The 10729-nt window shown below is 69.9% G+C and carries 13 protein-coding genes; 5 read left to right on the top strand and 8 right to left on the bottom strand.

The window, feature by feature from the left end:
• Window positions 1-2 precede the first annotated feature (2 nt).
• Window positions 3-299: a hypothetical protein gene (locus KHC23_RS07990; protein WP_246544421.1), complete on the bottom strand. Its 297-nt coding sequence runs from the start codon at window positions 297-299 to the stop codon at window positions 3-5.
• Window positions 300-641: 342 nt separating this feature from the next.
• On the opposite strand from KHC23_RS07990, the gene KHC23_RS07985 reads away from it, so the two are divergent.
• The 4 genes from KHC23_RS07985 (at window position 642) to modC (ending at window position 3913) form a co-directional block, all read left to right on the top strand.
• Window positions 642-881: a hypothetical protein gene (locus KHC23_RS07985; protein WP_213371237.1), complete on the top strand. Its 240-nt coding sequence runs from the start codon at window positions 642-644 to the stop codon at window positions 879-881.
• 235 nt (window positions 882-1116) lie between these two features.
• Complete coding sequence (gene modA / locus KHC23_RS07980) at window positions 1117-1935, top strand: molybdate ABC transporter substrate-binding protein (protein WP_213371235.1); 819 nt, start codon at window positions 1117-1119, stop codon at window positions 1933-1935.
• Between the two features lie 162 nt (window positions 1936-2097).
• Complete coding sequence (gene modB / locus KHC23_RS07975; RefSeq protein WP_213371233.1) at window positions 2098-2787, top strand: molybdate ABC transporter permease subunit; 690 nt, start codon at window positions 2098-2100, stop codon at window positions 2785-2787.
• Window positions 2788-2794: 7 nt separating this feature from the next.
• Complete coding sequence (gene modC, locus KHC23_RS07970) at window positions 2795-3913, top strand: molybdenum ABC transporter ATP-binding protein (RefSeq protein ID WP_213371231.1); 1119 nt, start codon at window positions 2795-2797, stop codon at window positions 3911-3913.
• Here modC and KHC23_RS07965 read toward each other — a convergent pair.
• On the bottom strand, window positions 3901-4095 hold the full coding sequence (locus tag KHC23_RS07965; RefSeq protein ID WP_213371229.1) for a hypothetical protein: 195 nt from the start codon (window positions 4093-4095) through the stop codon (window positions 3901-3903). The two genes, modC and KHC23_RS07965, sit on opposite strands and share 13 nt — an antisense overlap.
• 197 nt (window positions 4096-4292) lie before the next feature.
• On the opposite strand from KHC23_RS07965, the gene KHC23_RS07960 reads away from it, so the two are divergent.
• Window positions 4293-5318, top strand: coding sequence for a glycosyltransferase (locus KHC23_RS07960; RefSeq protein ID WP_213371227.1), 1026 nt, complete (start codon window positions 4293-4295; stop codon window positions 5316-5318).
• Window positions 5319-5367: 49 nt separating this feature from the next.
• Here the strand turns inward: KHC23_RS07960 and KHC23_RS07955 are convergent, their stop codons facing one another.
• The 6 genes from KHC23_RS07955 to KHC23_RS07930 form a co-directional block, all read right to left on the bottom strand.
• A complete protein-coding gene (locus tag KHC23_RS07955) occupies window positions 5368-5802 on the bottom strand; it encodes a winged helix-turn-helix domain-containing protein (RefSeq protein ID WP_213371225.1) in 435 nt (144 codons plus the stop codon).
• Between the two features lie 74 nt (window positions 5803-5876).
• A complete protein-coding gene (locus tag KHC23_RS07950; RefSeq protein WP_213371223.1) occupies window positions 5877-7244 on the bottom strand; it encodes a PepSY-associated TM helix domain-containing protein in 1368 nt (455 codons plus the stop codon).
• A 132-nt stretch (window positions 7245-7376) separates the two neighbouring features.
• The gene (locus tag KHC23_RS07945) at window positions 7377-7931 is read right to left on the bottom strand and encodes a copper chaperone PCu(A)C (RefSeq protein ID WP_213371221.1); all 555 of its coding nucleotides are present in this window, start codon (window positions 7929-7931) and stop codon (window positions 7377-7379) included.
• Between the two features lie 95 nt (window positions 7932-8026).
• The gene (locus KHC23_RS07940; protein WP_213371219.1) at window positions 8027-8440 is read right to left on the bottom strand and encodes a hypothetical protein; all 414 of its coding nucleotides are present in this window, start codon (window positions 8438-8440) and stop codon (window positions 8027-8029) included.
• An 82-nt stretch (window positions 8441-8522) separates the two neighbouring features.
• Complete coding sequence (locus KHC23_RS07935; RefSeq protein ID WP_213371217.1) at window positions 8523-9344, bottom strand: ATP-binding cassette domain-containing protein; 822 nt, start codon at window positions 9342-9344, stop codon at window positions 8523-8525.
• A gap of 11 nt (window positions 9345-9355) precedes the next feature.
• Window positions 9356-10678: a sugar ABC transporter permease gene (locus tag KHC23_RS07930; RefSeq protein WP_213371215.1), complete on the bottom strand. Its 1323-nt coding sequence runs from the start codon at window positions 10676-10678 to the stop codon at window positions 9356-9358.
• Between the last annotated feature and the right edge of the window lie 51 nt (window positions 10679-10729).

The following is a 10729-nucleotide window of genomic DNA, read 5'->3' as shown; positions in this document are numbered from 1 at the left end:
GCTTACGGCGCGGCCGGGGCCGGGGTCGCGGGCGTCTCGGGGGCCGGATCGGCCGGCGCGGTGGGAGCCGGTTCCGCCGGCGGCGTGCCCGGCTGTACCGCAGGGTCGTTCGGTGGCGGCAGAGTCGCTTCCGGCGCGGGCGGCGGCGGTGTGATCGGGTCGGCTGCCGGGGGAACCGCCGGCTCGCTGGCCGCCGGTGGCGTCGGATTCTCGGTCGGCTGGGTGGTCATTCGCCCGGAATACCGGACGGCGGCGTAGGCGGCGATCACAAGGACGATCGCGGCCACGATCAGCATCATAGTGCGGCTCATTGAAACGCGTCTCCGGCTGGTGGTCCGACCGCGACACCCGGTTCGCGACGACCGCGACCCGGCCGGTCCACGAGGCATTGATCCATCGGTTGCCCGCTGGCAGGTCCGTTGTGGAAATCAGGTCCGTTGTGGAAATCCACAGGAAAGCCGCCGGCCCTGTCGTCGGGACGCAGCAAAGCGGCGCTCCTGGCAGATTAGCCATTGTGGCAACGTCCGGTTTCGACGAAAGTTCCTGGGCCATTCCGCCGCAGGGCGGAGGGCGACAAACCGAGCCGCGTCCACGCGGCCGCCTCGTCCGTCGCCAAGACGGCCAGAAGGGAGGGGATCACCATGCTGCAAGCGGAGTTCGACGTCGTCACTCTTTCGCCTTCCACCGTGCGCGTGATGCACCGTGTCGCTCACCACATCTACGAATTCGCGCTGGTCGATGACGGCTCCGGGCGCCGGGTCGTGCGGCGGGGCCCGCAGGTCACTTCCGGTCGCGGGGACGACATCCCCGCCATGGACCTGCTGAGCGCGGCCGAGCAGGTGGCCGCCGCGACGGCGCGCCATACCGGCATGATCGACTGAACCCGCGGCGCCCGTCGCGCCGCCTTTTCCAAAGCAGACACTGCCGAACGCCGCGGGCGCCGGCACGCGGTGGCGATCCGCGCCGGGGCGGGCGATTCCTCGGCGCGCGCACGGGCCAAGGCACGTGGCCGCCGGCGCGTGGCCATTGGCATCCGGGCTCTGGTATTCCGCCTCCAATCATGTATATGGATGGATACATGTATATCGAAGAATATAGGTGCCGGGGAGCCGTGCCATGCTGTTGCGTCGCCATTTCCGCCGTCCGCTCGCGGCGGCCACCGTTCTGGCCGTCGCCCTTGCCGCCTTTCTCGGCGCGAGCGTCGCGCCCGGCGCGCTGAGCGCGGGGGAGGCGCCCGGCGACCCCCCCACCGTGTTCGCCGCCGCCAGCCTGACCAACGCCTTTCAGGACATCGGCAAGCTCTACCAGCAGAAGACCGGCAGGCCGGTGCGCTTCTCCTTCGCCGCATCCTCGGCGCTGGCCAAGCAATTGGAGGCCGGCGCGCCGGCGGCGATCTTCGCCTCCGCCGACAACAGGTGGATGGATTACACCGAGGGCAAGGACCTGACGCTGAAGGTCACCCGCGTCACCCCGATCGGCAACAGCCTGGTGCTGATCATGCCGGCGGACGCCGCGAAGGACGTGACTATCGACGCCTCGTTCAACTGGCTGGCCTTCCTCGGTGCTGACGGCCGCATCGCCACCGGCCTCACCGATAGCGTGCCGGCCGGCATCTACGCCAAGGCCGCGCTGACCAGCCTCGGCGCGTGGGACACGGTGAAGCCGCGCATCGTCGGCGCCGAGAGCGTGCGCGCGGCGCTGGCGCTGGTGGAGCGCGGCGAGGCGGTGGCGGGCATCGTCTATTCGACCGATGCCGCCATCGCCAGGAACGTGAAGGTGGTCGCCACCTTCCCGGCCGGCAGCCATCCGCCGGTCGAATACCCGTTCGAGATCGTGAAGGGGCAGGACAACCCGGCGACCCGGGCGCTTCTCGACTTCCTGACCGGGCCGGAGGCGCGGGAGGTCTACACGAAATACGGGTTTGCCGTGAAGTGAAGTGTCGCCTTTTGACCGCGCCGGCAGGCCGGCTGCGTGCTTCGAGGCCGGCCTTCCGGCAGGCACCTCGGCATGACGCCGCGCGCTGGAACATGAGAACCACGTCATCCTGAGGCGCTCGCGCCGCGAGCCTCGAAGGATATTCGATAAAGGGCCGCAGGAATGCTCACCCCCGAGGAATGGACGGCGGTTGCCCTGAGCCTCAAGGTGGCGTTCTGGGCGACCTTCTGGAGCCTGCCGCTGGCGGTGCTGACGGCCTGGGTGCTGGCCCGGGCGAGCTTTCCCGGCAAGGGCCTGCTCGACGGCCTGGTCTATCTGCCGCTGGTGCTGCCCAAGGTGGTGGTCGGCTATCTGCTGCTGCTCACCCTCGGCGCGCGCGGCTTCATCGGCCAGTATCTCGACGCCTGGTTCGGCATAAAGCTCATCTTCACCACGGCGGGGGCGACGGTGGCCGCCGCCGTGGTCAGCTTCCCGCTCACCGTCAACGCCATCCGCCTCGCGCTGGAGGCGGTCGACCGCGGGCTGGAGACGGCGGCCCGCACGCTCGGCGCCTCAAGGCTCGACGTGTTCTTCTCGGTCACACTGCCGCTGATGCTGCCCGGCATCCTTTCCGGCGCCCTGCTCGCCATCGCCTCGGCGCTGGGCGAATTCGGCGCCACCATCACCTTCGTCTCCAATGTCGAGGGACAGACCCGCACCATCCCGCTCGCCATCTACAGCGCCACCCATGTGCCGGACGGCGACGCCATGGCGCTGCGGCTGACGCTGGTCTCGGTGGTGCTGGCGCTCGGCTCGCTGCTGCTTGCCGGTCTGGTCGACCGCCGCATCCGCCGGATGATCGGACGGGCGTGAGGGGGCCATGATCGAGATCGACATCCGTCTCGCCCGCGCTGGCGGCTTCGCGCTGGAGTGCGGCTTCGCCGTCCCCGGTTCCGGCGTCACCGCGCTGTTCGGCCGCTCCGGGGCGGGCAAGACGACCGTCATCCAGGCAGTGGCCGGGGTGGTGCGGCCCGATGCCGGGCGCATCGCCGTGAAGGGCGAGGTGTTCTTCGATTCCGCGCGCGGCATCGATGTGCCGATCGAGGCGCGGCGCACCGGCTATGTATTCCAGGATGCACGGCTTTTTCCGCATCTCTCGGTGGAGAGCAATCTGCGCTATGGCGAGCGCCGCAGCCGCGCGGTCGAGCGGCCGGTCCGCTTCGAGGCGGTGGTCGAACTGCTCGGCATCGGTCCTCTTCTTACCCGCCGGCCGCACACATTGTCCGGCGGCGAGCGCCAGCGCGTCGCCATCGGCCGGGCGCTGCTCGCCCAGCCGCGCCTGCTGCTGATGGACGAGCCGCTGGCGGCGCTGGACGAGGCGCGCAAGGCTGAAATCCTGCCTTATCTGGAACGGCTGCGCGACGAGACGAGGCTGCCCATCCTCTATGTCAGCCATTCCATCGACGAGGTGCTGCGCCTCGCCGACACGCTGGTCGCGCTGCGCGAGGGGCGGCAGGTGGCGGCGGGGCCGGTGGCGCAGGTGATGTCGCAGCCCGCCATGCTGCCGGTGCTCGGGCGCTTCGATCTCGGCACGCTGCTGGAATGCGTGGTCAGCCGGCACGATCCCGCCTATGCGCTCTCCAGCCTCGCCTTTGCCGGCGGCGAACTGCGCGTGCCGCAGGTGGCGCGCGCCGTCGGCGAGAAGGTGCGGGCGCGGGTGCGCGCGCGCGACGTGGCCATCGCCCGGACGCGGCCGGAAGATGTGTCGGTGTCCAACCTGCTGCCGGCGGTGGTGGAAGAGGTGCGGCTGAGGGAAGGCCCCTATGCCGACATCATGTTGCGTGTCGGCGAGGCGCGCCTCGCCTCGATGGTGACGCGCGAGAGCGTGGAGCGGCTCGCCCTGTCACCCGGGCTTGTCGTGTGGGCGATGATCAAGTCGGTGGCGGTGGACAGCCGCAACCCCGAATTCACCGAGCCCCCGCAGCGTCACGGTGCCTGAATGATCGGCGCCACGCCGGGGCCCACCGCCTGCTCGTCGCGCACGAAGCCGATCACGGCGAGGACCAGAAGCGCGAGCACAAGGCCGAGCAGCACCAGCCGCAGCCGGGCGGAACGCCGGCCGATGACGCCCGCGGCCATCAGCAGGAGAAGAATCAGGATGACAAGGATGATGGTCTGCATGGCGCTCCCCGGCGGCGAGTAGGTCCCCACGCCAGAACCCTTGAGGAGAGTGGTTGGTTCCTACCCGTCGCCATTCCATCCGGGAATGTTCCGGTGGACCGCCGAAGGTGCTCGTCGTCGCGGGAAGGGTATTGTAAGAATGGCACCGCCCCGGCACGCCATTCTCTCGGATCTTCGCGATGAAGCCAGAAATCTCCGTGAACCGAAGCGTTTCCGTGCAGCCAAGAATTTCCGTCGTGATGGCGACCTACAATGGCGAGAGGTTCTTGCCGGCGCAACTGGAGAGCCTCGAGCGGCAGAGCTTTGCGCCGTTCGAGCTTGTCGTCAGCGACGACGATTCGTCGGACGGCACGGACGAGATCATCGCGCGCTTCGCCGAGCGCGCGCCGTTTCCAGTGAGGGTCCACAAGAACAGGCCGGGGCTGGGCTTTCGCGACAATTTCCTGCGCGCGGCGGCGATGGCAACGGGGGGCTGGATCGCGTTCTGCGATCAGGACGACGTCTGGCGCGCCGACAAGCTCGAGCGCTGCGCGGCGTTCACCGCGCTGCCGGATGTGACGCAGATCGCGCACCAGGCCAATCTGATCGGCCCGGATGGAGAAACCGTCGGCGTGTTCGACCAAGGCATCCGGCAGAGCGGCATCAAGCCGCCGCTCGCCTACGACGTCTGGGCGACGTTCTGGGGCTTCTCGATGGTGGTGCGCCACGACGTGTTGCGCGCGGTGCCGGTCGAGCGGCGCTATGTCGATTATATCGATCCCCGCCATCGCATCGCGCATGACCGGTGGGCGTTCTTCCTGGCGCAGACGCTGGGCTGCACCGCCGAGATCGCCGAGCCGCTGGTCGACTATCGCCAGCACGGAGCCAACCTGTTCGGCGCCGGCAGGGGCCGGCGTAGCGGGCCGACCGAGTCACGCGACGGGGCGATCGAGAAGAACCGCCCCTACATCGCCGCGACGCGGCAGATGCTCGATATCGTCAGAAGCCTGCCGGCCACGACCGAGGCGCAATTCCCCGCCTTCGACCGGGCACGGGCCGAGGCCGTCTATCTCCATGCGCTCTGCCAGGTGGAAGCGAGAGACCGGATCTACGGCGGCAAGGCCGTTGCCTCGGCGATGCTGTGCCTGCGCGGCCTTTCCGCTGGCCTCTACAGGAACGCGCAGAACGACACCACCCGGTGGCGGTCCTTCCTGAAGGACCTGTCCTTGAGCCTGCGGAACTGAGCCGGGACCCGCACGAAGACACGGCTCGGCCGGGGCTTCCGGGCATGGCCTAGCCCTCGACCGGCTCGCCGGCGGGCGCTTCCTGCGGCGCCAGCCCGGCGCGCATTTCGTCGATGGCGGCGCGGCTGGCCTCGTTGCTGCGCCGCTCGACCTCGCGGTAGAGGGCGATCAGCCTTTCGCCGAAGGGGGTGAGGTCGGTGCCGTGGCCGCGCCGGCCGGGGTGGGTCTCGACCACCGGCTGGCGGAAGGTACGGCCGATCTCGTCCACCAGCAGCCAGGCGCGACGGTAGCTCATGCCCAGGCTGCGGGCGGCGGAAAGGATGGAGCGCTCGCGGCGGATGGTCTCCAGCAGTTCGATCATGCCGGGTCCGAGATGGCGGCCGTCGCCGAAATAGACCCGGACGAACAGGCCGTCGCGCGGGCGGCGCGCGGCCTGCGCGTCCGCCGCCTCGCCGGGCGATTGCGTGTTCCTGTGCCGAGCCATGCGCGCCTCTTCCCCGATGCGCGATGTTAGGGGAAGAGGCACGCGGCTGGAACCCGCTCAGGCGGCGCGCAGCGTCAAGCGGTGCGCAACCCGGGGCGGCGCCGGGCGAAGGCGAGGTCGAGCGCCACCATCACCGCCAGCGAGGCCCCGACCAGCGGGAAGATCACCCCGACCACCGCCATGATGGCGATCAGTCCCCACATCACCCCCGCGCTGGCGGGCGCGGGCGGAACGCCGAGCGCGCCGGCCGGGCGGCGCTTCCACCACATCACCCCGGCGGAGACCGCCATCAGGATGATGGCGAGGCAGACCGCCAGCAGGAACAGCTGGTTGGCCAGCCCGAATTCCTGCCCCATGTGGACGTTGATGCCCCATTCCATCGCCTTGGCGGCCGGGCCGTAATCGGCATAGGAGAGGTCGATCAGCGGCTTGCCGGTATACTGGTCGAGATGGACGACCCGCTGCTTCGACAGGTCGTCGGGGTAGACGGTGGCGGAATAGACGCCGGACGGGCCGCCGGGCAGGCTGAGCGTGTAGCCGGGCGCAAGGCCGAGCCTGTCGACGATCGCCGCCGCCTGGTCGACATCGATCGCGGCGGTGGCGGCGGGGGTCGATTCCGGCATCCTCGCCTGTTCCAGCGACCATGTCGTCGGGCCGTTGGCGTGGGCGAGGTGCTCGTCCGACATCGGCACGTTCACATAGAGGCCGGAGGGATAGCCGTAATTGGAGCTGTTGGCCCACTCATTGACCTTGTTGCCCCATACCAGCGACCATGGCATGCCCGACAGCGCCATGAAGGCGATGACGATGCCGGCGAAGGCGCCGGTCACCGCGTGCAGGTCGCGCCAGAAGACGCGCTTGCGCGGGGTGCCGCGCACGCTCACCACACCGCCCGCCTGCCGGCGCGGCCACCACAGATAGAAGCCGGTGGCGACCAGCAGGATCGACCAGCCGCCGACGATCTCGATGATGCCGTTGGCGACGGGGCCGAATTCGGCCAGGCTGTGCAGCCGGCGCATCAGCCACATGATGGTGCCGCGGTCCGCCAGTTCGCCCAGCACGCGGGAATCATAGGGGTCGACATAGACCGAGCGGCGCTCGCCCGCGCTGGTCTTGATCACCACCTCGGCCGAGGCGGTGGGGTTCACCGGCGCGACGAATTTCAGCGCCGTGCCGGGGCGGGCCTTGAGCGCGGCGTCGATCCAGGCGCTCGGCGCCTCGACCGGGGTGGCGCGGGCCTCGACCACCTTGAGCTGGTGGTGCCAGGCGTTGTCGATCTCCTCGCGGAAGAGATAGAGCCCGCCGGTCACCGACAGCAGGATCAGGAACGGCAGCACCACCAGGCCGGCATAGAAATGCCAGCGCCACACGGCGCGGTAGATGTTGGCGGAGCGCGCGTCGGAAGGGCGCTCCCGGTCGGCAGACAGAGTCGTGGTGCTCATCGGAAAGGATCCGGAAAAGGAGGGCGACAGCACGCGCCGAGCTACGGCCGTCGCGCAGGACGGCCGGCCTCAAGGCGCGCGGCGGGCGATCTGTCCGCGCGGGGTCAGGTCGCGCGGCTCGGACGGCGCGGCTCAGTTGGTGGGCATGCCGTGGTCGTGGCTGTGCCCGTCATGCCCGGCGTCCGAGCCCTTCGGTCCGCCCATGCCTTCGATCTTGAACGACACATCCACCGTGCCGGCTTTGGCGAAGGTGAGCGTGCCCTTGAAGCTCTCGCCTTCCTTGAGCGGCTGCTTCAGGTCCATGAGCATGAGGTGGAAGCCGCCCGGGGCCAGCCTGGCCTCGCCATCGGCGGGGATCTCCACTCCGTCGGGCAGCATGCGCATGGTCATGATGCCATCCTTGACCGACATCTCGTGGATCTCGACCCGCCCGGCGACCTCGGCGGTGGCGGAGACGAGCCGGTCGGCTTCCTTGCCCTCGTTCTCGATGGTCAGGTAGCCGCCGCCGACCTTGGCGCCGGCCGGCGTCATGCGCGCCCAGGGATGCTCGATTTCGAGCGTGCCGATCTTGTACTCGTGGGCGAAGGCCGGCTGGATGGCGAACAGGCCGAGCGCGGCGGCGACGATGACGAAGCCGACGCGGTCCTCGGTGCGGCGCAGGGCGCGGCGAAGAAGGTTGCGGATCATGTGAAGTCTCCCAGGGTGCCGGCGGGCGCCGCATCTGGCAGATGCCGGGCGCGCGCGGCCGGTGTTTCGACTGACGTTTGCGGATGGCAGGGGCGTCAGGCGCGGGGAGGGGCCCTGGCATGGCGGGGCGAGCGTTCGGGCGCGCGGGCGAGGCGGGCCGGGCGCGGCGGGGCTTGGCGGGCGAGACGATGGGCGACCGGAAGCGCGGCCGTCGCCGCCGTCGGCGGCAGCAGGCTGGGGGTCGCCGCGGTCTGGCAGCCGGTGGTGCAGCAGTCGGGGGTGTGGCTGGAGGGGTTCGCCGGCGCGGCCGGGTCGCCGCGGGCGCCGAGGCACAGGGTCTGCCCGAAGGCGTCGACGGTGAGGCTGCCGGCGGCGTGGGCGCCGCTGGCGAGGCCGCCGAGCAGGGCCTGCAGCACCAGCATATAGGCGACGGCGAGCACCAGCGCGAACCGGCGCAGCGGGGCGCTGGCCGATTGGGCTTCCTCGGTCGTCAGGGCGGTGGCGGACACGGCATGCTCCCTCGCCAGAGCCATATCACACGCCGGGAGGGGCCGGAACAGCGGCACGCCGCCGCTGCCCCGGCGGGATTCATCAGTCGGCGGCGGCGCCCGGGCCGGCCAGCGCGCCGGGCGGGCTCTTGCCGAGGATGATCATGCCCAGCACCTCGTCCTTGGTGACATCGGAGGTGCGGGCGGTGCCGACCAGCTTGCCGTTCTTCATCACGCTCACCCGGTCGGCGAGGTCGAACACGTCGTGGATGTCGTGGCTGATGAGGAAGATGGCGATGCCCTCGGCCTTGAGCTGCTTGATCAGTTCGGCCACCTGCGCCGTCTCCTGCGGGCCGAGCGCGGCGGTGGGCTCGTCCATGATCAGGATCTTGGCGTTGAAGTGGATGGCGCGGGCGATGGCGACCGATTGCCGCTGGCCGCCGGAAAGGCCGCGCACCGGCTCCTTGAACTTGCGGAAATTCGGGTTGAGCCGGCCCATCACCTCGCGCGTCGCCGCTTCCATTGCCACGTCGTCGAGCGTGCCCCACGGGGTCATCAGCTCGCGGCCGAGGAACAGGTTGGCGGCGGCGTCGACATTATCGGCCAGCGCGAGCGTCTGGTAGATCGTCTCGATGCCGTAGCGCTTGGCGTCGCGCGGATTGGCGATCTCCGCCTTCTGGCCGTTGATGCGGATTTCGCCGGCGTCCGGCTTGTAGGCGCCGGCGAGGATCTTGATCAGCGTCGACTTGCCGGCGCCATTATGCCCGAGCAGGCCGACCACCTCGCCGGGATGAAGGTCGACGGAGACGCCGTCGACGGCGCGGATGCCGCCGAAGGAGATGCAGATGTCGCGCATCTCGACCGCAGGGGTGCCCTCGACATGGGAGGCGCCGGGGGCGGCAACGGGTGACGTGACGGCGTTCATGGTCGCGCTCCTCACTTGAACCGCTTGCGGTAGACGGTGTCGATCCACACCGCGAAGACGAGAACGATGCCGACCACGATGTTCTGGTAGGGCGTGTCGACGCGCATCAGCACCATGCCCGACTGCAGGCTCTGCATCACCAGTGCGCCCAGCATGGCGCCGGCGATGGTGCCTGAGCCGCCCGACAGCGAGGTGCCGCCGATGACCGCCGCGGCGATGACGTAGAGCTCGTCGAGCGTGCCCTGCGCATTGGTCGCCGAGTTGAGGCGGGCGGTGGAGATGGCGGCGCCGATGGCGGCCAGCGCGCCCATCAGCGCGAACACCGCCAGCGTCACCCGCCGGGTGTTGATGCCGGCGAGATCGGCCGCCTCCGGGTTGCCGCCGATGGCAAAGACATAGCGGCCGAAGCGGGTGCGGTTGGTGACGAAGGTCATCACGATGCCGACCGCCAGCGCCACCAGCACCGGGATCGCATAGCCGAAGCTGATCGAGATGCCTTCCGGCGGGACGGTGAGGCCGGCGGCCTCGGCGTAGCGGCGGGCCAGCACGGGGGGCAGCGTGTAGGCGTTGACCATCAGCGTGGCGCCGATCACCGCGAGGCAGCCGGCGACGACGATGACGAGTTCGGCCCAGACCGGCTTCAGCGGGAAGTGGAAGCGCTGGCGCTGGCGGCGCGCCTGCACGGTGGCGAAAGCGATGGCGAGGCAGGCGATGATGGCGATCACCCAGCTCCAGGTCTCGCCGACGGAGCCGTTGGCGCCGCCGCCGAGCAGCTTGAAATTGTCGTCGACCAGCGGGATGGTCTTGCCCTCGGCCACCGCCCAGGCGGCGCCGCGCCACACCAGCAGGCCGCCCAGCGTGACGATGAAGGCGGGCACGCCGAGATAGGCGATGACGAAGCCGTGCAGCGCCCCGATGGCGGTGCCGGCGGCGATGCCGGCGACGAGGGTGAGGACGATCACCGCCGGATGGTTGAAGCCGAAGGCCGGCAGCAGGGTGCCGACCTGGAACACCGCCATGACCATGCCGGTGACGCCGAGGATCGAGCCGACCGACAGGTCGATGTGGCGCATCACGATCACCAGCACCATGCCGGTGGACATGACGGCGATGGACGAGCTCTGGACCGACAGGTTCCAGAGGTTGCGCGGCGTGAGGAAAGTGCCGTCGGCGAGGAAATCGAACACCACCCAGATGACGGCGAGCGCGCCGATCATGCCGAGAAAGCGGATGTCGATCTCCAGCGCGCCCACGAAGGAGGTGGGGGCGGCGGCCGGGGCTGCCTGCGCCGGTGCGGCAGGGACAGGCGTTCGGGTCGTTGTGGTGTCGGTCATGAGCGTCCTCTCCCCGCCGCGCGCATTGGTGCGCGAGGCGTCGCGTGGTCG

This window comes from Ancylobacter dichloromethanicus (assembly GCF_018390645.1).
In the GTDB taxonomy this organism is placed as follows: Bacteria; Pseudomonadota; Alphaproteobacteria; order Rhizobiales; family Xanthobacteraceae; genus Ancylobacter; species Ancylobacter dichloromethanicus.
Note: the sequence above shows the minus strand (reverse complement) of the source record. Positions and strands in the feature narration are given on the sequence as shown.